The organism is Nguyenibacter sp. L1 (genome assembly GCF_035199985.1).
Classification (GTDB): domain Bacteria; phylum Pseudomonadota; class Alphaproteobacteria; order Acetobacterales; family Acetobacteraceae; genus Gluconacetobacter; species Gluconacetobacter vanlangensis.
Window position 1 is genome coordinate 1,468,754 of record NZ_CP127015.1, and the last position, 22,439, is coordinate 1,491,192.

20 protein-coding genes and 1 pseudogene are annotated in these 22,439 nt (G+C 61.1%); 5 read left to right on the forward strand and 16 right to left on the reverse strand.

The genetic code is table 11. The annotated features are described in order from the left end of the window. Window positions 1-144: 144 nt before the first annotated feature. Window positions 145-2,307, reverse strand: a complete 2,163-nt coding sequence (locus QN315_RS06685) for a TonB-dependent receptor (RefSeq protein ID WP_246285553.1) — start codon at window positions 2,305-2,307, stop codon at window positions 145-147. Between the two features lie 863 nt (window positions 2,308-3,170). Then, window positions 3,171-4,331: a purine nucleoside permease gene (locus tag QN315_RS06690; RefSeq protein WP_408904596.1), complete on the reverse strand. Its 1,161-nt coding sequence runs from the start codon at window positions 4,329-4,331 to the stop codon at window positions 3,171-3,173. A gap of 377 nt (window positions 4,332-4,708) precedes the next feature. Here QN315_RS06690 and QN315_RS06695 point away from each other — a divergent pair, with 377 nt between their 5' ends. Further along, window positions 4,709-5,620, forward strand: coding sequence for a LysR family transcriptional regulator (locus QN315_RS06695; protein ID WP_176640197.1), 912 nt, complete (start codon window positions 4,709-4,711; stop codon window positions 5,618-5,620). On the opposite strand, the gene QN315_RS06700 is transcribed toward QN315_RS06695, so the two are convergent. The 3 genes and pseudogenes from QN315_RS06700 to QN315_RS06705 form a co-directional block, all read right to left on the reverse strand. Next, on the reverse strand, window positions 5,586-5,876 hold the full coding sequence (locus QN315_RS06700; protein WP_323993834.1) for a hypothetical protein: 291 nt from the start codon (window positions 5,874-5,876) through the stop codon (window positions 5,586-5,588). The genes QN315_RS06695 and QN315_RS06700 overlap by 35 nt on opposite strands. Before the next feature lie 33 nt (window positions 5,877-5,909). Beyond that, window positions 5,910-6,119: pseudogene (locus tag QN315_RS19580) on the reverse strand (GFA family protein); the annotation flags it as partial. 54 nt (window positions 6,120-6,173) lie between these two features. After that, window positions 6,174-7,037: a LysR substrate-binding domain-containing protein gene (locus QN315_RS06705; protein WP_323992332.1), complete on the reverse strand. Its 864-nt coding sequence runs from the start codon at window positions 7,035-7,037 to the stop codon at window positions 6,174-6,176. A gap of 360 nt (window positions 7,038-7,397) precedes the next feature. Here QN315_RS06705 and QN315_RS06710 point away from each other — a divergent pair, with 360 nt between their 5' ends. Together QN315_RS06710 and QN315_RS06715 are read left to right on the forward strand one after the other, a co-directional pair. Then, on the forward strand, window positions 7,398-8,351 hold the full coding sequence (locus QN315_RS06710) for an EamA family transporter (RefSeq protein ID WP_323992336.1): 954 nt from the start codon (window positions 7,398-7,400) through the stop codon (window positions 8,349-8,351). 118 nt (window positions 8,352-8,469) lie between these two features. Further along, window positions 8,470-9,318 carry a transporter gene (locus QN315_RS06715; RefSeq protein WP_323992339.1) on the forward strand — a complete coding sequence of 283 codons (849 nt, stop codon included), beginning with the start codon at window positions 8,470-8,472 and terminating at the stop codon, window positions 9,316-9,318. A gap of 75 nt (window positions 9,319-9,393) precedes the next feature. On the opposite strand, the gene QN315_RS19585 is transcribed toward QN315_RS06715, so the two are convergent. After that, on the reverse strand, window positions 9,394-9,840 hold the full coding sequence (locus QN315_RS19585) for a GFA family protein (protein ID WP_408904597.1): 447 nt from the start codon (window positions 9,838-9,840) through the stop codon (window positions 9,394-9,396). 563 nt (window positions 9,841-10,403) lie between these two features. Here QN315_RS19585 and QN315_RS06720 point away from each other — a divergent pair. Both QN315_RS06720 and QN315_RS06730 read left to right on the forward strand, forming a co-directional pair. Then, a complete protein-coding gene (locus QN315_RS06720; RefSeq protein ID WP_323992341.1) occupies window positions 10,404-12,833 on the forward strand; it encodes an ABC transporter permease in 2,430 nt (809 codons plus the stop codon). Window positions 12,834-13,116: 283 nt separating this feature from the next. Then, the gene (locus QN315_RS06730) at window positions 13,117-14,493 is read left to right on the forward strand and encodes an MFS transporter (protein ID WP_323992343.1); all 1,377 of its coding nucleotides are present in this window, start codon (window positions 13,117-13,119) and stop codon (window positions 14,491-14,493) included. Between the two features lie 14 nt (window positions 14,494-14,507). Here QN315_RS06730 and QN315_RS06735 read toward each other — a convergent pair whose 3' ends face one another. Genes QN315_RS06735 through QN315_RS06780 form a run of 10 tightly spaced genes read right to left on the reverse strand, consistent with a single transcriptional unit; the run spans window position 14,508 to window position 22,423 of the window. Next, window positions 14,508-14,903 (reverse strand): hypothetical protein, encoded by a 396-nt coding sequence (locus tag QN315_RS06735; protein ID WP_323992346.1) that lies wholly within the window; start codon window positions 14,901-14,903, stop codon window positions 14,508-14,510. Between the two features lie 29 nt (window positions 14,904-14,932). Further along, window positions 14,933-15,499 (reverse strand): nuclear transport factor 2 family protein, encoded by a 567-nt coding sequence (locus QN315_RS06740; RefSeq protein ID WP_323992348.1) that lies wholly within the window; start codon window positions 15,497-15,499, stop codon window positions 14,933-14,935. After that, window positions 15,499-16,740, reverse strand: a complete 1,242-nt coding sequence (locus QN315_RS06745; protein WP_323992351.1) for an amidase — start codon at window positions 16,738-16,740, stop codon at window positions 15,499-15,501. The genes QN315_RS06740 and QN315_RS06745 overlap by 1 nt, the downstream gene beginning before the upstream one ends. 22 nt (window positions 16,741-16,762) lie before the next feature. After that, window positions 16,763-17,248, reverse strand: coding sequence for a flavin reductase family protein (locus QN315_RS06750; RefSeq protein ID WP_323992353.1), 486 nt, complete (start codon window positions 17,246-17,248; stop codon window positions 16,763-16,765). Continuing rightward, window positions 17,245-18,138 carry a class II aldolase/adducin family protein gene (locus tag QN315_RS06755; protein WP_408904620.1) on the reverse strand — a complete coding sequence of 298 codons (894 nt, stop codon included), beginning with the start codon at window positions 18,136-18,138 and terminating at the stop codon, window positions 17,245-17,247. The genes QN315_RS06750 and QN315_RS06755 overlap by 4 nt, the downstream gene beginning before the upstream one ends. Further along, window positions 18,024-19,007, reverse strand: coding sequence for a 2-dehydropantoate 2-reductase (locus QN315_RS06760; protein ID WP_323992359.1), 984 nt, complete (start codon window positions 19,005-19,007; stop codon window positions 18,024-18,026). The genes QN315_RS06755 and QN315_RS06760 overlap by 115 nt, the downstream gene beginning before the upstream one ends. Next, window positions 19,004-19,960, reverse strand: coding sequence for a PDR/VanB family oxidoreductase (locus QN315_RS06765; RefSeq protein ID WP_323992362.1), 957 nt, complete (start codon window positions 19,958-19,960; stop codon window positions 19,004-19,006). Before QN315_RS06765 ends, QN315_RS06760 begins: the two co-directional genes overlap by 4 nt. Beyond that, window positions 19,957-20,691, reverse strand: a complete 735-nt coding sequence (locus QN315_RS06770) for an SDR family oxidoreductase (protein WP_323992365.1) — start codon at window positions 20,689-20,691, stop codon at window positions 19,957-19,959. The genes QN315_RS06765 and QN315_RS06770 overlap by 4 nt, the downstream gene beginning before the upstream one ends. After that, window positions 20,688-21,161, reverse strand: a complete 474-nt coding sequence (locus tag QN315_RS06775) for an aromatic-ring-hydroxylating dioxygenase subunit beta (protein WP_323992368.1) — start codon at window positions 21,159-21,161, stop codon at window positions 20,688-20,690. Before QN315_RS06775 ends, QN315_RS06770 begins: the two co-directional genes overlap by 4 nt. After that, window positions 21,158-22,423: a Rieske 2Fe-2S domain-containing protein gene (locus tag QN315_RS06780; RefSeq protein WP_323992371.1), complete on the reverse strand. Its 1,266-nt coding sequence runs from the start codon at window positions 22,421-22,423 to the stop codon at window positions 21,158-21,160. The genes QN315_RS06775 and QN315_RS06780 overlap by 4 nt, the downstream gene beginning before the upstream one ends. Window positions 22,424-22,439 lie beyond the last annotated feature (16 nt).

Here is a 22,439-nt window from a genome sequence, read left to right on the forward strand (position 1 = left end):
ATGAATGCCCAAGCGGCCGGGCGGCCGGACCAAAAAAAATTGGTCTCGCAACAGAAACGGTCACACTCGACCTCCGGAACGAACACCGACCGGCCTCGACATCTGAAAGCCGGACGGCGTTCGAACTGGGCCATGGGCAAAGGGTCAGAACGCCAGGGACAGCGTCCCGGTTACGTTGAAGCGCGGATAGAGGTAATAGGTCGGCGAACCACTGGCGGCAATCATGCTGCCACGAACGCCGCGGGTAGCGATGGCATTATTGTTCAGCCCGTTGACGCCCGTGCGAACGAATCCGCCGCCCAGATTGTTGAAGTTCAGCCGGAACGTCGGCGCCTTGACGAACCCGAAGGACGGGAAGTGATAACCGATCGCCAGCGAGTCCGTGACGAAACCCGGCATCTTCTCGTCATTCATGAATGTCGCGTACTGAGAGGACGTGTAATGAACGCCGACATTCCCGAAGAATTTTCCATCGTCATAGGTCAGCCCGAAATTCGCCAGTACGTGCGGCGCCTGGACCGCCGTCTTGCCCTTGGTGGGCAGGTAGTCGGCAATCGTCTGGCCGTTCGCGAGCACCCCTGTCGCCGGCAAATTGGAATCCATGGTCGCGTCGAGATATTCGACCGACGCATAGGGGCTCCAGTGATGGAACGGATGCCCCGCTATCATCGCATCGAAGCCGCGCGCCGTCTGGTTGCCAGCGTTGATCGTGGAGCCGATGGACTGGTTGTTCACATAGACGTTTGTCGAAACCAGGCGATCGGTGATCGCATAGTTGAAGAATTCCAGGTCGGTCATGAAATAACGGTTGTCGTAGCGCCAGCCTAGCTCTTCCTTGATGGAATATTGCGGCTTCGCATTATAGGGATTCCCGATATATTTACCGGTTTGCGCATCGAAGACCTGTGATAGCGATCCTGGATCCGGCATGCGATAATCGCCTTCGGCGTTCACATAGATCTGGTTATGCGTGTCGATCTGATAGCCGAGGGAAAGCTGCGGCAGCGGCACGACGAAATTGCTCTGGACCATCGGCGCCGTGGACGCGAAATTCTGGCTCCAGCGGTTGATCATCGAGACCTTGAAGCCCGCAGTCACCACAAGCTTCTTGTTGAAGAATTTGGACGTATCCTGAAGGAACAGGGAATGATTCTTCCATCCGGAATCACCCTGGTAAGGCATATACCGGGAGCCGTCCTGAAAGAGCCCGGTGGACGCCGCATACGGGAACGGCTGCTGCCCGGTCGCGGACAGGACCGAATAGCGATTGACGACCTGGTTGTCCTGATAGTCGAACCAGTATCCGAGTTCGATGTGATGCTGCTTGCCGATATCGTAGTTGAGCTTGGCGACGGCCCCCGCATGCGGACGGAAGACGCTGTAATAGGACGCAGCCGGCACATGGCCGCTCAAGGCATTCCCATCCGCCCCCAGCGTCACGGGCGTGACGTCGGCGTTAAACAACGTGCCGTTGTAGGTGTAGCCGCCGTTATAGACGTAATAGGGCTTGAAATCGAACGAGAAATTATATGGCAGATGCAGGTGGACCGGCGTCGTGATGAAGACCTGGTCCCACATATTTCCATCAAGGCCGCCGTACGTCGAAGGATTCGACGGATCGTAGGTCGCCTGGTAGTTGTAGGTTCCAAGCCCGTGCTTCTTGTTGAAGAACTGGCTGGCCGTCGGGTAGAGAGGCGCCGCGGTGAACTGATGATTCCAGGAGACGAAAACGTTGACGGAGGACCCGTCATCGAAATCCTTCACCGCGCCGAAATCGAGATGACGCCGCTCGTTCGTCCAGGGACCGGTCCAGTTCCGGGCATGCTCATGCGAGAACGAGAAATAGCCACGAATACCGCTATTGCCGATGTCACCGCTTTCGACGCGCATGAATTCACGCGACAGATTGTTCGTACCGTACGAAAAATCCATCAGGCCACCGAACTTATGTCCGGGCGTATAGGTCTGCGCATCCATGACGCCGACCGCGGCAGACGTTACGGGCAGTTCGATCGCGGCCGACCCCGGGGTCACCGTAACATGATCCAGATCTTCGGAATCGACATTCTGGTTCAGATAATAAGCGGTTGCGACGGGAACACCGTTGAGCAGGATGCCCATGTCGGAATCGGTCAGGCTGCGGCTGTTGATCTGTCCACCCAGAATACCCGAGGAATCAACGGTCGAGACACTGATGCTCGGCAGATTCTTGACAAGGTCCAGTGCCGTATTCGTCGGACTCTGCATTTCGATATACTGCTTGGTCACGGTCTGCACCGAATGCGGCGCGGTTTCGTGACGCATCATGCCGCCGCCGCCGGAATGGAAGGCGGAAACACTGATTTCTTCCCCGGGCTTGGGCGCCGGCGCCGAGGGTGCGTTCTTATGCGCACTTATGGCAGCAGATCGCCGCGCCTGAGGCGCGTCCGCCTGCGACGCCACAGGCAACATAACGGCACAACCTCCCAGCATTGTTGCCGCGAGCAAGCACACACGAAATCTCTGATCCACCACTCTATCCCCCGTATTTCAAGATTTCAGAGCGCAGCCCAGTGATGCGCCCCGCATGCAAGAAGCTGCCCCGACCACCCCCCGGTCGATCGGTAGCAGTGCCCCTGGGGGGTTATCGCATCCGACGCGATTGCGATTTTTCCCAGTGCTTGCACCATTGGATCACCAGCGCGACAAAGAATCGTCACACGGTGCGGCATCGAAATATGCTGACATGGAGATGAATTTAGAAGCAGAAAAAACTCAGCGAACCGTTGCGTTAAATGCTACGCCCCTTGCGTTTCCGCTGCGCCCGGATTCGCCCAAGACGTCGCGACAGAGTGTTGCAACGATCTGTCGCAAAGGACGCCCGGAAGGGATTATCCCCCGAGCGATGATCGACGCGGGATGACTCGAATGGATCAAGTCGAACAGCATTCCACTACCAACGCCTAGTTGAACCGGACCTTTCGTTTGCCGGCACGCCGCACGGCGGCAATTTTCCCGAACCCATCCCCACGGCATTCATTTCGCGATCCGCGCCCTCATCGCGCGCATCGGTACGAAGAGGCGGCCTGGCTGCCCCCTTGCATCAGGCCTTGCATTCGGGTCACTGTCGGGTCGTTCGACCCGGATGGTTGATCGGCGTTCGGTGCGGGCGGATATCAAACAAAACGAGGTCAAGGGGCCGACGGGACATGATCGCGATAGCGCTCCCAATGATCGAGGATTTCCGCGACCACCGGCGCGCCGGCCCGTTCATTGTTGTCGAACGCGACCGCCTGGCCCGGTCCCTCGTCCCCCATGGATTGGGTTACGTCGGTCCCCGGCGGCGGCATGGAGAAATTGGAGCCCGATCGCAGCACCATGATCCGGTTCGCATCCACGAAGCCCAGTGAGGCCAGGGTGCGCATTTCACCCTGACGGGTCTGGCTTTCCTCGTTCGTCATCACGAACTGGCCCTGCCCCTTCGTCCAGAGCTTCACCCAGCTCTCGGCCCAGCGATTGCGCGGCGCGCCGTGCCAGTAGCGTTTCGCCCCCAGCGTTTCGCCCATCAGGACGGATGGCGGCTTCTGCGCCGCCGGGAAGCCCACCCAAGCCTTGCGACGTACCGCGACCTCCGGATCGTCGCTCAGCACGACGGTACGGCTGATCCGATAGGCCCAGCGTGCCAGCCCCTGATTCAGCGGATAGGCCTTGCTCAGTTCCGCGACATCGGTCACCGACCCGTAATGATTGGGATTCGCGGGCAACGTATCGGGGCGCGAGGCGCCTATCGCATACAGCCCATAGGGCCAGTCCTTCGGGATCGTGCGGTCGTCGATCTCGCGCAGCGCGTCGCCGTCGACCACCCAGCGCGCCCAGGCGACACTGCCGACTGAGGCGACATTCGGATCGACGCCCGAAATCCCGGTGAACAGCCAATAGGTGTGATGAAAGTCGAAGCGTGGATCGAGAACGAATGCCACAAGGTCCATCACCCCATGGCGCAGGACGACTCCATACAGCCCCGCCTTGTTGCGTAGAACGACATCCGGCACACCCCGAACCGATACCCTCTCGTCAAGGTGTTCCCGCTCCACCCAATTCTGATACTCGCCCGGCGCGTCGCCGCGATCCGCGCCATTCTCCCAATTGGCAACGACAACGAACTTCACCTCCTCCGCCGCGTGCGCCGGGGCCGGGGCCGGGGCCGGGGCCGGGGCCGGGGCCGGGGCCGGGGCCGGGGCCGGGGCCGGGGCCGGGGCCGGGGCCGCGCAGGCTGACAAACCCGCCGCTCCTGCAAGAAGGACGGAGGCGACTCGCGCCACGTACCACCCGCTCCGATCTTGTTTGCCCATACGATATTCCGCTTCGTTTTTCCAGATTTTTCATCGCGATGGCGCACTGATGACGCATCAACTGGCGACGAAAAAAGCGTGATGCCCCCGCGACCACGGCAGATCCGCAGAGCAGTGCTAGTGACTGTATGACAACATAAAATCGCCGATATCGAACCGCTCGTCCAACACAAAGAAAGTGACAGGTCGTTGCATTTTTATCGACGCCGGCGCAACCGCCAGTTCGCCTTGACGTTTCTTGATAAAATCCGTCAAGCTGGAATTCGAAACGCGCCGCGTTAAGCCACATACCGTGAACAAGGGTCTCATTAACCAGTCCGATGCCCACCATAAAAACCAGACCACCCGGCAGTCGTAACGCGGGCCGAATTTTTACGTTGTCCCGCTTTTCGATTTATTTCGAGATGGTGGCACAAACGGGTTCCATTCGACAGGCCGCGAGTGCGCTGAACGTCTCGGCATCGGCGGTCAATCGACAGATTCTGGCTGTGGAACAGGAGATGAGGCTCCTGCTGTTTCACCGGCATAGTGCGGGCCTGACCCTGACGGCAGCCGGGGAGTTGCTGCTGGCGGCGATCATGTCGGGAAAACGCGATTTCGAATCGTTCCGCACACGCCTCGAAGATTTATCCGGTCTTCGCCGCGGCCTGGTGGAAATGGCTGTGGTCGAAGCCGTCAGCGATCGTTTCATTCCGGAAATTCTTCTGGAGGTCCACAAACTCTATCCCCGTGTCGAATTCAACATCCGGACACTGGATATCGCGGAAATCTGGGAAGCGGTCACCAGTAACGAAGTGGATTTCGGCATCTCAATCCGCAAAGGCGCATCGAAGAAGGTCCATACAGTCGCCACCCTCAATTCACCCGTCGGTCTGGTCGTGCGATCCGACCATCCGCTCGCCGACTTGCGGGAAACCAGACTAAGCCATGCGGTGGGATTGAAACTCATTCTTCCCAGCGGCACCTTGGCAATCGGCGCCAATATTCGCGAAACCCTGGCGCGGCATAGCGTCAACCTGCACGCTGCGATTACCAGCAACCGTATCGTCAGCATCAAGTCGCTCGTCAGAAGCGGCCTGGGAGCAGGCCTCCTGACGCTTGCCGACGTCATGAACGAAGTGAAGGCCGGAGAATTCAGCTTCGTCCGGTTGATCGATACCGGCATCACACCCCTGAATTTCTCTCTCTTCTACCATGTCCAACGTAGCATTTCTCCTGCCGCGCAGACGGTGATCGACTTGATCTCGGATAAATTCAACTCAATCCTCGACGATACGGATCAGACGTAACTGCCTCGATCATGTGCATCGGCACCAAGAGAGGTCGCTCAGGGAAATGCGCAATCGCCTGGCGCAGGATTGGAAACGCCCGCCACGTGAATGGGCCGAGGCCAAAACGTAGTTCGCCATCATCTTCGGCGAATGCTTCACCCTCTGAGTGAAACAGGCCCTGCGCAAAATCCCCGATAGGCTCGAACGTGTTTGGAAAAACAGGGAGAGGCGATTTTTCGGGCGAGAAAAATGTCTCATTCACAGCCTCGATCACCGACCGGCCGCGCCGAAACCCTCGATCTCGGACTTATACCGGTCTCTTATCCGGGCGTGATTGCGCATAGCGCATGAGATCCCCCGTTATCTGGTCCCAGTCAAGCGCCTCGCCCGTCCAGACATGGAAGGTTGGACGGATCGTGTTCGGGTTATCCAAGCTCACCGTCATGACGTCGAGTTCGCCAGGAGTATCGTCCCGGCGATAGGTCAAAGGGGACGCGCACCGGTCGCAGAAGCTGCGGGTGGCGCCGGGTTGAGAGAGGACGACTCGTCACCTGAATCTGCGAACGAAGAGTCAATTCTGTTGGTACGACGCACGCAATTCGGTGGCAAGGCTTTCAACCGCCAGATCGCGGTCTCCGCCAGAGCCAAACACCAGCCCGATCGGTAATGATGGAAGGATCGGCACTCCTGCGTCATCATCGAGAACCCGTATATCCTTGGGAATGGAGCAAAGAGGCAATGGAGAAATTGCCAGGCCAGCCCTGACGACCGCAATGAGGCTGGAAATACTCGGGCTGGAATAGGCAATGCGATAGGGACGGCCAGTATGTCCCCAAGCATCCAGTGCCATAGCCCTGCCGATGCAACCTGGCTGGAACAGAGCCAAAGGCACCGTCGGCTGTTCATGAAGAGCATGTTTGGTTGCGCATATCCACCGCATGGGCTCCTTGCGGAGCACTTCCACGCCATGATCGGATCCCGTCGTCGTAACGATGCCGATATCGATCTTTCGGTCGCGTGCCAGTCGGGACAAAGTCCCGCTCGGCTCGCACACGACATCGACCTGCGTATGGGGGAATCTATTCGAGAATGATTCAAGAGCAGAGCCGAGCCGATCGCCAACATAATCCTCCGGCGCGCCCAATTTTATTTTCGCGGTGCAGGACTTTATCCTCATTTGCATCGCAGCTTCTTCCTGCAAGGTCAGAATCCTGCGCGCATAGGACAGCAGGATTTCACCTCGTTCCGTCAGGATCATACGGCGTCCTGTTTTCTGGAAGAGCGGTGGTTGGCCCACCATCTCCTCCAGTTTTCTCACCTGCATGCTTACGGCGGACAACGTTCGACCGACGCGGTCGGCGGCGGCCGAAAACGAACCGGTTTCCGCAATGGCGACCAGCGTCGCCAGAAGCTGACTTTCAAAGGCGTCCTTCATCAAGGTTCCTTCCCCGAATGCTCCAATTCTATTGAACGAAACGGTTCAAGCCAATTCGATTGTTTATCTACCATCCGGTATCGAAACATAGGGAAGTCATGCGACACCCCTGGCCGGCCTGTCTTCAATACGTAAAAACCCCATAGAGAGGAACTTACCATGTCGAATATGCACCATTTTCGGGATACAGACGACAGGACGTTCAAGGCGTTTCCGGGTGGCAATTTCTTCAAGGCGAACGCCTCGAACGTTCAAACGAAATCGTTTGAACGGATGAAGGTGCTCGCTTAAATAATAATTTAGAGTATTTCCGCTGAAACAATATTTGGTGGAAATACTATCGTGATCTAGAGGGTAACCATGACGGGAACACGCGACGGAAAAGACCTGACATTGAGAGGTGGCTGCACTCTGGCTCTTGTATCATTCATCTGGGGCCTGAACTTCGTCGTCATTCATCTTGGCTTGGGGCATTTTCCACCGCTGTTGTTTTCCGCGCTTCGTTTTTTGTTTTGCGCGCTGCCATGGATTTTTATTGTTCCGAAGCCAAAGATATCGCTGCGATCTCTAATTTCCCTCGGAATTGTTCTCGGAATACTTGTATTCGCGGGGCTTTTCGTGGGAATGCATGAAGGCGTCCCAGCAGGAATTGCGTCATTAACGATGCAGGCTCAGGTCTTTTTCACTGTGCTTCTCGGGAAATTCTTTCTATCTGAAAAACCGGGACCGGTACAGATCCTGTCAGTGGTTATCGGCATGTTCGCCATCTTCGCGATGATCGTTATCCAGGGGACTGTCGGGACCTATGACGGGATCGTTCTGGTACTCGGTGGCGCTTTGTCATGGGGCGTGGCCAACATCATGATGAAGAAACTTCCCCGGGTGAATATGCTCGGTCTGATGGTATGGATCAGCCTGATCCCGCCCGTTCCCTTGTTTCTGATGTCGATCGCCGTCGACGGATGGCCGACGGTTGCGGCCTCACTGAGAGCATTTGACGCATCCGGCTTCATGGCGGTCGCCTATACCGGCCTGCTATCCACGATATTTGCATATGGAATGTGGGGAAGCATGCTGCAGCGTTTTCCGACCACATCTGTTGCTCCCTTCGCGCTCCTCGTGCCTGTTTTTGGACTTCTGACAGCCTATCTGTTCCTGGGTGAACATTATACGGCAGTACAACTCTGCGCATCTGCCGTGATCATCGGTGCGCTTGCAGCGAACATCTGGCACAAGAAAATTGAGAAAGCTATTTTAAATAAAAAATTGCCAAAAAATATCATAGACACTGAGACGGCTGGTCATGTAAAATAGATAAAAATCATACATGCGGAATTGTGTTTCAGTCGTCGCTATATCGAGTTTCTTCGTTTGTGGATTTTTTAATCCTGCGCATGGAGGTTCTTGGGATCAATGGTATACAGGATCGTTATTGTCGCCGTCCGGTGCCTTGTTTCATAAAGGTGACATAGCGATAGAGCCGTATTTTTCTATCCAATTGTCAAGCGTATATTTTGACAATACAGGCGGAAGACAAAATGCTGGCAGCCATTCCCAACGTATCTTAAACAATACGCTCTACAAATACGCCATTACCGACAACCTGAGTATACAGACCATACCAGAAATCGCGCTCCGGCAGTCAGACGGAACGCACCGTCATACTGGTTTGTCCCTGGGGGATATGCCTGTCGACGCAGTTTTGAGGTTTCTCGATATCAGGCATGGGATTCTGCATCCGGCTTTCAATCTTTTTATGGGAGTCGGTTTTCCAACGGGACAATATGACAGATTGCGCTCCGCGAGCTTCGCGACCGGGAGCGGAACCTATGTTGCGCGTTTCGCCTTGACGGAACAATCGGCTTATCGCCTGACCGCCAGGCACGAATTACGCATCAGAATGTGGTTGAACCTGCGCCAGCCGCTTGATCGCGTACGGACCAATGATCTGTCCTCTTATGGATCACAGTCCAGTCATGTTATTGTCGGCATGACGGCCGAAGCCGGCGTGTCAGGAGAATTGGCCTTGACGCGACAGTTCGTTCTTGCGTTCGATATCGCTCGTGATTTCTCGGCATCGTCGGTCGTTTGCGCCGACACAACCGATTTTCAGAATCCTGCGCGGCGTCTTCCCCCATCGGTATCGTGGAATATCGCGCCCGCCATTGAATATAACTGGTCATCCCGCTTTGGGATCATCATGGGGTTTTCCGCCACCGTGGCTGGCCGTAATGCCGCCGCGACGATGGTTCCTCAGTTCGCCTTCAACGCTTTCTTTTGACGCTACGGCCTTTTGCCGGGTTCGGCATTCCTCGACCAGAAGCGGGAGGCGGTCCCTCCTGTCTATACCGGACTCTCATTCGGTGCATGATCGCACATAGCTTATAAGCTCCCCCGTTATCTGGTCCCAGTCAAGCGCCTCGCCCGTCCAGACATGGAAGGTTGGACGGATCGTGTTCGGGTTATCCAAGCTCACCGTCATGACGTCGAGTTCGCCAGGAGTATCGTCCCGGCGATAGGTCAAAGGGGACCCGCACCGGCCGCAGAAGCTGCGGGTAACGCCGGGTGACGATATATAGTCGATTGGTGCGCCGCTTGTGTAGCGAAAGCCGGCGGACGGGACGCTGACGAAGGGAAGCCGGGGTGCCGACGCGGCACGCCGGCAGGTCTCGCAATGGCAGATGCCGCTGCTGAGCGGTTCACCCTCAGCGATATAGCGCACGGCTCCGCAAAGACATCCACCCTTCATCTGTCCCTCCTGCGCTGACCAGTTCGCCCATTTCGTGCGATCGACCTTTGTCATCGATGAGCATGAATCGTTACAGCCGAAACCGCCACCTCAATTTCCAAACGGACTTTCCGGCGGCCTATGGGCTCGAGCCGAGCGCCCCGTTCGCGCGTGGCTATCCGGCCGAGATCAACCTTGAAAATCGCTTGGCCGGCGGTCCGTGGCCTGTCTTTCGGGACAGTATTCAAGTCGGATAGTCCGGTGTGAGGCTGCGAACCTCATCGCGCTTTTGAAGATCGGCAGCATCGAGGCCCAATTCCACCGCCGCGAGATGCGGGTCATCCGGTCGTGGCCGGCGCGCGGCATCGGCGATGCGCGTCCTGCGTGCGGCGGCTGACGCCGACCCGGACGCCTATTGCGCGTCCAGGGCCTGGGTCAGGTATTGCTCGACCTGGCGCCCGCCTGCTCGCCCCGGTTATCGGCGGCCGGGGCCGGCCTGGGGTGGCCTGTTGTTTCTTACTGTCCGGTTCCGGACAGCGCGATGAGTAATTTCCATAAAATTCTTTCCATAACAACGCGTTAGAAAATTTCTGTCCGGATGTTACACTCGTCGCAAGGTCATCCGGAAAGGATCTGCGATGTTCGCGAACATGCTGCTGACGTTCGGACGCCAGTTGCAGCGTCACCGGCTCTATACGGTGCTCAATGTGCTGGGACTGGCCTGCGGCATCGCGACGTTCCTGACGCTGGCCCTGATCGTCCGGTACGAAACATCCTTCGATACCGCGCTTCCCGATGCGCGGCATCTCTACCGGCTGGACATGTCCTGGCACCCCGCCGGTCGTGCGCCGTCCGAAAATCCGGGCAGCAGCTTCGTGCCCTATCCATTTCTGCAGCAGGATTTTCCCGCCATCGCGCACGCGGTCCGCGTGCTTTCCGCGTCCATGCCCGTCCGGGTCGGGCAGCAACTGGCGGCCGAAACCGTCACCATGACCGATCCGGATTTCTTCTCGGTCTTCGCGCTGCCGATCGTTGCCGGGCCGGCCCGCGGCCGGCATCTGGACGGCCCGAGCATGATCGTCATTCCGGCGCGGATCGCGCGCCGATATTTCGGCACCGTCCAGGCCGTCGGCCGGCAGATGCAGATCGACAACGACCATACGCCCTCGACCGTCACCGCGGTCTATGCCGACCCGCCCCCGAACAGCAGCGTCGATTTCGGCATCCTGACCGTCTTTCCGTCGCAGCAGTACGCAACGCTGCCCTTTACCAACTGGGGCAGCCAGTGGGGCGCGATCTGGATCAGGGTCGACGATCCCGCCGCCGTCGCCGCCATCGGCGCGGGCCTGCATGACTATGTCGCCCGCCACCCGGCCCATCTGCCCGCGACGGCCCTGGCGCAGGATTTCGCGGGGGCGGGCCTGACGCTGGTCGGCCTGCCGGACGTCCATTTTCATGACGCCGCGATCACCGGCAGCGGGACCAGCCGCCAGCTTGTCACCATTCTCGAACTGGTGGGCATCGCGGCGCTTGCGACCGCCATCGTGAATTACGTCAACCTGGCGACCGCCCGCGCCGGCATGCGGGCGCGCGAGGTCGCGATCCGCAAGGTCATGGGCGCGTCACGCGGCGCCCTGGTCCTGCAATTCATGGGCGAGGCCCTGGCCCTGGTCGCGTGTTCCGCCCTCGTCGGGCTGGCCATGGTCGAGGTCGGCCTTGCCTGGATCGACACGCTCAGCGGCTGGACGGTGGCGTTGGACATGTCCTTCGTGCTGCCGCTGGTCGTCCTGATCGTTCTGGCGGTGGGGCTGGTGGCCGGTCTCTATCCCGCGCTGGTCCTGGCCGCGTTCCGCCCTGCCCCGGTCCTGGCCGCCAGCCGCACGCCGGCCGGCGGCCGGCGTGCGGCCCTTGTCCGGAACATGCTGGTGGTGCTGCAATTCAGTTTCGCGATCGTCCTGGCGATCTGCACCCTGGTCATGACCCGCCAGGCCGCCTTCGTGCGCGATGCCCAGCGCGGCCTGCGCCAGGAGGGCGTCATCGTCATTCCAGCCCTGGACGACGACAGCCTGCGCCAGCGGCAGGCCGACATCGTCGACCGGCTGCGCCAGGTGCCCGGCGTGGTCTCGGCCACGCGGTCGGACATGTTTCCGCACCATCTGTCCGATTCCGACAATTGGTACCGCGATGGATCGGCCAGCCGCTTTTCGGCGAACTGGGGGTATGCCACGCCCGATTATTTCGCGACCTATCATATGCGCCTGCTGGCCGGCCGTCTGTTCGACGCGGCCCATGGCGACGATTACCCGGACACGGGCAAGAGCGGCGATGCGATCCGCAATATCGTCATCAGCCGCCTGGCCGCGCATGATTTCGGCTTCGCCACGCCGGATCAGGCCATCGGCCGGCTGGTGCGCGAGGAAGGGATGGACCATCCGTACCGGGTCATCGGCGTGATCGACGACGTACGCTTCAAAGACATGCACAGCCCGGTCGCGGCGCTGATCTTCATTGGTACGCGCCGGCCGATCGATTATGTGGCGGCCAGCATCCGCTATGCCGGCATGCCCCAGCCCGTCGCGATGCGGCGGCTGCGCGCCGCCTGGCGGGCGATCGCGCCCGATGTCCCGTTCGACGGCACCGGCGTCCCGGATATTTTCGCCGCCGATTACCGGGCGGACCTGAATCACGGCAGGCTGTTCGCGATCGGCGCCGCCATCGCGATCCTGATCGCCTGTCTGGGACTTTACGGATTGTCGGCGTTCACCCTGTCGCGCCGGAGGCATGAAATCGCCATCCGCAAGGTCATGGGCGCCCGCGCGCGCGACATCCTGCTGCTGCTGAGCGGGCAATTCATCCGGCCGGTCCTGCTGGCCAACCTGATCGCATGGCCCATCGCCTGGGTGCTGATGCGCGTCTGGCTGGCCGGGTTCGATCAGCGGATCGCGCTGGCACCCGGATTCTTCATAGCCGTCGGCCTGGCCGCCGCGGCAATGGCCCTCATCACCGTGATCGGCCAAACCTTGCGCGTGGCCGGCGCCGAGCCCGCGCGGGCCCTTCGGCAGAATTAGAGCATCTTTATCCCTCTCGCGCACGTCTTTCGCGCGATCTGTCGCGATGCGTCGCCCGTTCGATCCGACGGGACGGGAATACGCCGTTTGCACAGGCATCAATCGGCAGCGGCCGCATCAGGCGCGGATGATACCGCGCCTTGCCGCCCGTGCGCCGGCAGTCACGATTTCAGATCCGGCGGCAGACGATACGGCTGCGATCGGTCGAACGGGATGAAGCTGCCCTTCCATCGTGATTGGCGAACATTATCGTGCAAGCCTTACTCCCGCGACGATCATTTTAATGGACATTTCACAGGAATATTCCTATTATCGAAACAATCGTTTGGGTAAGGCGGATGAGATGAAATCCCTATCGGCACGATCACTGATCTTCCTGTTCGCGATAGCCTACGTGCTCTCGTTCGTGGACCGGCAAATCCTCTCCTTGCTCATCACACCGGTAAAACATGACCTTTTCCTCACGGATTTTCAATTCTCCATATTGAACGGCCTCGCCTTCGCCTCTCTCTACGCCATACTCGGTCTACCGATCTCGGCCCTGAGCGATCGCATCAGGCGGCCGCCGATCATCGCGGCCGGGATCGCCGTCTGGAGCCTCGCCACATTGGGCTGCGGCCTGTCCCACAATTTCCGGCAATTGTTTTTCTGCCGCATGGTCGTCGGCACCGGCGAGGCGGCGCTCGTGCCCGCCGTCTATTCGTTTCTTGCCGATATCGTTCCGCCGCGGCGGCTGGGGCGTACCCTCGCGCTCTTTTCGCTGGGATCCTTCGTCGGCGCTGGACTGGCCTATCTTTGCGGCGGAGCCCTGCTGTCGGCGATCCACGGCGCGCAAAGCTGGCACGGCATCCGCTCGTGGAAGCTCTGCTTCATCGCCGTCGGGCTGCCCGGCATTCCCCTGGCAACCGTCATCGCGATTTTCGTCAAGGAGCCCGGTCCGCGCGCGCCCTTCGCGCATTTCAAGCCCGGCCCGAGCGCGACCACGTTCTTCCGGCAATATCCGGCCTTCTTTTTCACCCATTTCCTTGGATATTCGAGCACGGCCGTCACGCTCTTCTCACTGATGAGTTGGACCCCGGCCTTCTTCATGCGGGCCTATCATATGCCGCATGCGCTGGTCGGAGAGATGATGGGCGTCATCGTCATCGTTTGCGGATGTGGCGGAGCCTATACGAGCGGCCGCTTGATTGACGCGCTCAATACCCGCCATATCGACAACGCTCCAGTCAAGGCGGGGCTTGTCGGTTCTCTCTGCGCGGCCGCAACGCTGATTCTCGCGATGTCGGTTGCGAACGAAATGCTCTGCGTCGCGCTGATGAGCGTCACGTTCTTCTTCGCTTCCTTTCCCATGCCGCCTTCCGCCATCGTGTTGCAACAGATCGTGCCGAAGATGCTGAGGTCGCAGTTTTCGGCCGTTCTGCTGCTGTGCAACTCGCTCATCGGGCTCTCGGGCGGTTCGATGCTGATCGGCTATCTCGACGACCGTGTCTTCACTGGCACCGGCGGCGTCGCATACGCGCTCGCGCTGGTCGCAGGGGGTGCGAGCGTGCTCGCGGCGCTGCTGATCTATCTGTCGGGGCGTCTGAACCCGGCTATCGAGAGCGCCGCGGCACGTCCCGGATATGGGGACGCCGCCGCGGCCCTTGGCGAAAACCCCTGATAGCGACGATTGGATCAGGGCAGGAATGTTTCCTGGAGATGCTTCCATAAAAGCGTCTTTCCGTCGGAACTTGTCACGAACAGCACGCTCGACCAGCGCGCGTTGCGTGTGTCGCCTTGACTCTGCACCTCCCGATAGAGAGCCAGGACGCCGCCATCGAACCTATGGCACACCTGCACGTCATGGATCTCCATCACCAGTCCCGGCCGAGCCCCCCGGAATGTCGGGAGCGCCTTGGCGAAGCCGTCCAGGCGTATGACGCGCCCGGCGGCGCCAATCATCGTATAGCCAGGATCGAAGCGCGCCAGGATCGGGCCGGAATCGTCATCGCCCTCGGCGCGGAACCAGGCTTGCAGTAAGTGATGCAGCGCGACGATTTCGTCCCGTACTGCGGTTTCGAGATGGTCCAAGATAATGCTCCTGTCGGATGAATGTGGAATTACGGGTTCATGAGGAATGACCGGGTCGGAATGCTTTCCGCCCAACCCGGACGGAGCGGCGCCACGAAGACGTTCTCCGTCCGGGTACGCGCGATCTTCCACACCCCGTCGATTTTCCGAAACAGGTTATTCAGGCGGCTCGACCGCAGCAGGGACGAGCCGTCACTGAAGATCCAGGGCTGGCAATGCACCCATTGACCGTCTGCCCGGTCGCCCTGGACGTGAATTTGCTCGGACGTCAAATAATGCACGTTCAGCAGCAATTCCGGGTCGCGTTTCTGGCCCCAGAAGGCTTCGAAATGCGCGCGGATTTCCGCTTTCCCGACGCGCCGGCCGAATTGGGTATTGTAATACTCGCCAACGCCCTCCCAGACCGCGTCCTCGGTGTACAGATCCATGATCCGTGCGATACGCTCGGCATCGGTGCGGACCCCGGCTTCGGGGCACGGGGTGTCGCACAAGAACATGTAGCGTGCCTGTATTTTCCGTATCTCCGACTCGGCCGACAGGTCCTCGACCCGCGCCGCCAGGGCCGCGATGCGTGCTTCCATGTCGTGCACGGTCATCACGCGACCCCGCAAATAGCCGGACGGGGGCGCTGCGGAAGAATCTTCTCCGCCCATGCAGACCAATCGAGAAGATCCTCGTCGGCGTCAAGACGCGCCAGAAGCTGCACGCCTACGGGCAGACCGTTCTCGCCCGTCGGGCCGGGCAAGGTGACGGTCGGCAGCCGCAGCAATGTCCAGAGACGGCTGAAAATGGGGTTGCCCGTTCCTGTCTCGCGCAGCGGCGCCTCGCCCGGTGCTGCCGGCGCCAGCAGCACGTCGAAGCCGTCGAACACGCCCGCGATCCGTTCGCGCAGCGTCGCCGCCTGCCGCAAGGCGTCCCGATAGGTGTCGTATGCGATCGCGCGGCCGGTTTCGATCAACTGCGTGATCTGCGGGCTCAGACGCTCTTTCCGCGCGGCATATTCCCAGGCCAGCGACTGCGCCGCCTCGTAACTCATGATCGTGACGTGCATATCCGCGGCGAGCGCGTAATCGCTCAAATCGACGTCTTCGACGTGCGCGTGCGCGCGAAAGCACTCGGCCGCCACCTCCATTGCCGCGCGCGTGCCCGGCTCGGCATGCGACCACCATGGCGTCCGGCAGACGCCGATGCGCGCAGGCGGGCGGGCGGCAAGCGTTGTCGCGGCGGGCACCGGCCCCTTCAGGACGGCATCGGCCCGGGCCACGGTTTCGACATCGGCTGCCAGCGTCCCCAATGTATCGAAAGACGGCGCGAGGCTCTTTACGCCCGCCAGCGCATAGCGACCGTACGACGGCTTGAAGCCGACGATCCCGCAATACGAAGCCGGCCGGGTCAGGGACGCTGCCGTTTGCGAGGCCAGGCCCAGATCGATCATCCCCGCCGCGACCGCCGCCGCCGAACCGCTGGACGATCCTCCGGGCGTGCGCGCGACGTCATACGGATTGACGGTTGCTCCCGGACGAAAAAAGGCAAACTCGGTCGTCACGGTCTTGCCCACGCACAGCGCGCCCGCCTGCCGCAACAGGGCGACGCAGGCCGCGTCGCTGCTTGGATGATTGGCCGCATAGATCGGCGAGCCATGCGTGGTCGGATAGTCCCGCGTCTCTATGATGTCCTTGACGCCCACGCTCAACCCGCGGAGCGGTCCGTCCGGCGCCTCTTCGGCCTGCAGGCGTATCCGGGCCGGATCGTAAGAGGTGAAGGCGCGCACCCGGGCTTCATGACGCTCGATGCGCGCCACGGCCCTGGCGGCCAGATCCAACGGTTTATCGTCCATCACAAAACCTCCTCGGGACTTGTCACGATGACGTCAAGTCGAAGGCGCCGCGAAAATAGAGCAGCGGCCCCACATCCGGGTCGGGATTCATCGTCACATGCACCGGCCGCGCCAGAAAGATCTCATGGGTGCCCCCGCGCAAGGTTTCGATCACTTCCGTACCGATATGAACCAGTGCCTCTTGGATAAATAACGTCCCGTCCGGATGGCGCACTTCGTCCTCGCCAACGATTTTGTCCTGGGCAGGCATCGCATAGCGCCGCGCGATCGCCTCCTGATGGCTGGCCAGGATACTGATGCCGAAGCGCCGGCTCTTCTCGATCGACCGACAGGTCGCACTGCGCCGGTTCAGGCAGATCAAAAGCGTCAGGGGATCAAGCGAGACGGAACTCAAGGCACTGATCGTCGCCCCCTGCTCGCCCTCCGCGCCGGTCGTGGTCACCACCGCGACCCCGGTCGCGAAATGGGCCATCGCACGACGGAAATCATCGGAGGTGACGGAAATCATGCCCGATCACCGGCCCACAAGGGTCCGCGCTCCTTGCGCATCTTCCGGACCGCCGCGTCAAACATCTTGTCCGCGGCGGAGGATTTGGCGATCAGGGTCGCTGCGTCACGCGAGCATGCGCGTTTGATATCGTCGGAAATCGTGACGTCGGCCCCCGGCACCATGCCCGCATGGCATTGTATCTCTGCCGCGCGCTGGACGATCCAGAGCAGGAAGAACGTTCGCGCGATGTCGCTTTCGCCTACCGCGATACCGTGGTTGCGCAACACCAGGACATGCTTGTCGCCCAGGCTCGCCAGCATGCGCGGGCGCTCCTCGTCATACAGCGTGATGCCTTCGAACGCATGATATCCGACGCGCCCGAACAACTGGGCACCATAGAAATTGTCGTGGCTGAAGCCGTCACGCTTCATGGCAACCGCGCAGACCGCGTTCGTATGCGTGTGAATGACGCAATGAATGTCGTTGCGCGCCGCGTGAATGGCGCCGTGCAGGGCGAAACCCGCGGGATTGGGTTTATGAGGTGCTTCGCCGATCAAATGACCAGCCGCGTCGACGGTCAGAAGATTGTCCGGTGTGATCTCGTCATAATTCAAGCCGAATGCGTTCACCAGATAGCGCGTCGGCTCACCCGGCAGGCGAACGGAGATATGATTGAAGATCATCTCCGTCCAGCCATGGTAATTGATGAGGTGATAACATTCGGCGAGGCGGATCCGAAGCCGTGCCTCTTCTGCGCTGACGTCCACAGACATGTGTTTCTCCTGTTGTTGTCCTATGTGCGCTGGATGGATTTGAAATCCGCGATCCTGACCATTGCGGCGGCGTTCGGCGTGGGAACGCCCCGCGCCGCGGCCAGGGCCATGACCGCATGGCCGATCGCAGGCAATTCCAAGCTACGCCCTCCGCGATAATCCTGGAGCATCGACGTCGTATGGCCGCCCGCGCCGATAATGACCCCCAGAAGCTCTTCGACGGTCTTGAGCGGGGCGATGCCGTACGCCTCTCCCACGGCAATGGTCTCGCGCAGCACGTCGCCCATGAGCGCCCGCATCGTCTCGCTTGCCGCCAGGGTTGTCAGGTCGGCCTCGCAGACGACCGATAGGGGATTGGTGGCGAGATTGGCCGCGAGTTTGCTCCAGACCTCGCGCGCGATCTCGGGGCAGAGGCGGATTCCAATCCCGGCCGCGCGGAAAATTTCCTCGACGATCCGGACACGCGGCGGATAGGCGGGTTCACATGAAGGATCACCCAGCAGTAGAAGGGGCGGCCTGAGCGAGCGCACGACGCCTGGCGCATCGGAGGACGCGAAAGCATAGGCCACGCACCCGACCACTCCCGGGGCCGGGAATGTCCGCGCCAGCACGTCGTGCGGATCCACGACGCTGCGCGCGACACCAAGCGGGTTGCCGTCGCCGGCCGTCAGCCACCACGGCACGCCGTTCACGACGGGGACGATGATCGTGCGGGAATCCACCGCGTGCGCAACCGTCTCCGCCAACGCGGGAAGTTGATGCGCCTTTGCCGCCAGGATGATGATGTCCTGCACCGCGTCGGGGGCGCGGATGTCGGCCGGGGGGCGCACGACATGCGTCTGCGTGCCGTCATGCAGCACCAGGCCGTCGCTGCGAATGCGCCGCAACGTTTCCCCGCGCGCGACGACCGAAAGATGCGGCTGCGTGCGGGCCAGCATGGCGGCCAGCAACCCGCCAAGCGCCCCGACACCCGCGACGCAGATCCTGGGCGCGCCGGCCGTCACGCGTCGATCACCAGAAGCGGGGAATGCGCGCGGGAGCAGCACAGCGCGATCTGGTCGGTGCGCTCGTCCTCGGTCAGGTACTCGTCGCGATGATCGGCGTCGCCTTCAAGGAGGTTCACGACGCAGGTGCCGCAGATCCCCTGCTCGCAACTGACCGTTATCCGAACCCCGCCGCGGGCCAGCGCTGTGGTGATCGCCTCCTCCGCGCCGACCCGAACGCGCACGCCGGATTTCGCCGCCAGAACCTCGAAACTTCTACCGCCCGCGACGGGGAGAGCGGAAAACGCCTCGCGATGCACGTTCGCCTGGGGAAAGCCCGCCTGATTGGCTGCATCGGCCACCGCGTCCATCAGACCGATCGGCCCACACACATAGACGTGCGTCTCGTTGGGATCGTAGCCCGAGGCCAGCGCGGAGCCGGGCGCGAACCGTGGCGTGGCGGCATTGCCACGATCGTGGATCCGCACAGCATCCGCGAAGGGAGATTGGGCCAGCACCGGCGCAAAAACCGTATCCCGTGCGACGTAGTGCAGCGTGAACGTCTCTCCGCGATCATGGAGTTCGTACGCCATGGCGATCAGCGGCGTGATGCCGATCCCACCCCCGATCAGGACGGAATGGCGCGCGCCGGCGGAAAGGGGAAAAAGATTGCGCGGTGGCGCGATCCTGAGGCGCGTGCCGGGGGTCACGAGGCGATGCACCGCGCGGGAGCCGCCGCGCGATTCCGCCTCGAGCAGCACGGCGAGCCGATAGCGGCTGACATCGGCGGGATCGCCACACAGCGAATATTGACGAACCAAACCGTCACCGAGGAACAGGTCGATATGGGCGCCGGCCTGCCAGCGTGGCAGCGCACCCCCGAGTGGCAGAAGGTCGAAGCACAGCACCTGGCCCAATGTCTCGACCATGCCGACCTGGACCTCGATCGGACCCGTGATTCCGGTGGTGTTCATCGCATGAAGAGCCCGCTATTGATGTCGATGGTGGCCCCTGTGATGGACGCCGCGTCGGGGCGCGCCAACTCCACGACCATGCGCGCCACAGTACGCGGGTCACCCAGGGCGCCGGTCGGAATGTTCGCGACCACGCGAGGCACATTTTCCGCGCCGATCGTCTCCGCGATCGACGGCAGGTCCAGCGGTCCCGGCGCGATGGTGTTCACGGTTACGCCGAACGGCGCGAGGTCACGCGCGAAGACTTTCGTCAGCGTGTGCACGCCTCCCTTGGAGGCGGCATAATGCGCGCCCGTCGCCGTGCCGCCATTTTCTCCGGCCAGCGACCCGATATTGACGATCCGGCCGCCCTTGTCCTGTACGCGCAGGCGGCGCGCGAAGCGCTGGCATGCCAGGAACGTCCCGCGCAGATTGACGGAGATGACGGCATCGAAGGTTTCGATGTCGATATCAAGAACCTTCTGCGCCTTCATGATCGCGGCATTGTTCACCAAAAGCCAAGGCAGTCCCACCGCCTGCTCGACCGCATCGAACGCTGCCTCGACGGAGGATTCCGATGCCACATCGAGCTTCACCGCAATCGCGCCGTGGCCAAGCTGTTCGGCCCGGGCCCGCGCCGCGTCGAGGTCCACGTCGCCGATCGCGACGCGATATCCCGCCTCGACGAGACGTTCGGCGATAGAGGCGCCCAGCCCCCTCGCCGCCCCGGTGACCAGTGCCGCCCGCGTCACAGGATGTAGCTCACGGCAGTGAGTGCTTCCGTCGAACCGAGCAGGCGGATCACCTTGAGGTCGATCTTCAGCCCGTCCGGCGTCCGCACCAGCCGATAAGTCACATTGGCGGCATAATCGCGCTCGCGCCCCTGCCGCAGTTCGGTCAGATGCTGCGCACAGCGGAATGTGCAGTGCGTGTCATCGCTTTCCAGCATGCGATAGCGCGCTTGCAGCCTGACTGTGCGCGCCGGCGGAGCCGCGGAGATCGAGCGCCCGCCCAGCAGGCGTTCGACGCGCTTCCTGCGCATCTCCGCGTCGTCATAGGCGTAGTTCAGAACGCTCTCGAAATCGTCCACATCCGGATCGATCGGCACGACATAACGCCCGTCCGCCGTGTAGAGCCCGAGCCATTCCATGAACTGGCCGTGATCAAGCAGGTCCGCTTCCAGCGTGACGAGCGCGATCGCCTCATCGAGCGTGATGCTCATGCCCCGGCCTCCCCGGTCATCGCCACGAGCCATTGCCGATAGGCCGCGCGCATGCCCGTCTCCGCGCTGACGTCGCTGAAGAGATTTCCATCCTCGCGCCGTGACTCATGTCCGATCCCGCGATTAAGAAGCACGGCGATGTCGCGCCCGGCCAGCGAGCCGCGCTGCACGCGGTCCCAGGCTTCCGCGTCATCCGGGGTGCCGAAACCCATCGGCCCCTGGAAATGCTCATGCAGGCGCAGGCGCACCTGGTTCGCGATGTCCGGGCCGCCATCCATGCCGATAGCGATATGGCGGATTTCTGTCTGCGAGACGCCTAGCGGCCGCAATACGCGGAAAAAGGCCATGGAACAGGCGAGATTCGGAAACAGGTTGAGATTGAATCCCGAACCGCCGACCGCGCGCACGATGCGACGCACCTGCGCGGGCGGGTATTCCTGCCCGAGTTGCGCCGCGAGTGCGGCGAATCGTTCCGGGATGGGGGCTTCGAGATTGTCTTCGAGATCGACCAGATCGGGGATCATGACCATGACCGAGTGGCCGTGCCCCAGATCCTCCACAAAGCCCTTTCCGCCGCCGAAGGTCAGGATATCCTGCGTTTCCTGATCGACGGAGTCGAGGAAGGATTTGTGCACGATTGGGAAATGATAGGCGTCGGTCGTGTTTTCGAGCTGGATCTTCCAGTTGCCGGGGAACGTGAATTTATGTTCCCCCATCGTCTTGACCGGCCATCCCGCGCCCTGCTTCATGAACAGGTCGATCCACGGCTTGGCCTTGCCGAGCCAGGCGTCGAGCGACATGATGGCCGCATCGAAGGTCGCGAAGATCAGACCATTATATTCCTCGACCCTTAATGAGACGAGCGGAAATTCGGATTTGTCGAGCTGCCCGGTATAGCCCTCCTGCTGCGGAACGCCGCGCAACGCGCCATCCAGCCCATAGGCCCATCCGTGATAGGGGCAGACGAAGCTGGCCGTCCTGCCCTTCTTGAGTTCGCAGACCGTGGCCGCGCGGTGGCGGCAGCGATTGAGCATCACATGCACGGCCCCCTTGCGGTCGCGCGAGACGATGACGGGGTGCGGCCCCACGAAGGTCGTGATGAAATCGCCCGGTTCGGGAAGTTCGCTTCTATGCGCGACCCATATCCAGTTATGCATGAAAATGCGGTCCATTTCCATGTCGTATAACATCGGATCGCTGTAGATCGAGCCGTCGGCGCGATCGGCCCCGAGCAGCGTTTTCGGATCTGGAAGATCATTCATAGGCTGTTCCACCCTG

Coding starts and splice junctions, on each gene's coding strand:
- QN315_RS06685 (WP_246285553.1), bottom strand. CDS start 2,307: ATGATGCGTCACGAAACCGCGCCGCATTCGGTGCAGACCGTGACCAAG.
- QN315_RS06690 (WP_408904596.1), bottom strand. CDS start 4,331: ATGGGCAAACAAGATCGGAGCGGGTGGTACGTGGCGCGAGTCGCCTCC.
- QN315_RS06705 (WP_323992332.1), bottom strand. CDS start 7,037: ATGAAGGACGCCTTTGAAAGTCAGCTTCTGGCGACGCTGGTCGCCATT.
- QN315_RS06710 (WP_323992336.1), top strand. CDS start 7,398: ATGACGGGAACACGCGACGGAAAAGACCTGACATTGAGAGGTGGCTGC.
- QN315_RS19585 (WP_408904597.1), bottom strand. CDS start 9,840: ATGACAAAGGTCGATCGCACGAAATGGGCGAACTGGTCAGCGCAGGAG.
- QN315_RS06720 (WP_323992341.1), top strand. CDS start 10,404: ATGTTCGCGAACATGCTGCTGACGTTCGGACGCCAGTTGCAGCGTCAC.
- QN315_RS06730 (WP_323992343.1), top strand. CDS start 13,117: ATGGACATTTCACAGGAATATTCCTATTATCGAAACAATCGTTTGGGT.
- QN315_RS06740 (WP_323992348.1), bottom strand. CDS start 15,499: ATGACCGTGCACGACATGGAAGCACGCATCGCGGCCCTGGCGGCGCGG.
- QN315_RS06745 (WP_323992351.1), bottom strand. CDS start 16,740: ATGGACGATAAACCGTTGGATCTGGCCGCCAGGGCCGTGGCGCGCATC.
- QN315_RS06750 (WP_323992353.1), bottom strand. CDS start 17,248: ATGATTTCCGTCACCTCCGATGATTTCCGTCGTGCGATGGCCCATTTC.
- QN315_RS06765 (WP_323992362.1), bottom strand. CDS start 19,960: ATGAACACCACCGGAATCACGGGTCCGATCGAGGTCCAGGTCGGCATG.
- QN315_RS06775 (WP_323992368.1), bottom strand. CDS start 21,161: ATGAGCATCACGCTCGATGAGGCGATCGCGCTCGTCACGCTGGAAGCG.
- QN315_RS06780 (WP_323992371.1), bottom strand. CDS start 22,423: ATGAATGATCTTCCAGATCCGAAAACGCTGCTCGGGGCCGATCGCGCC.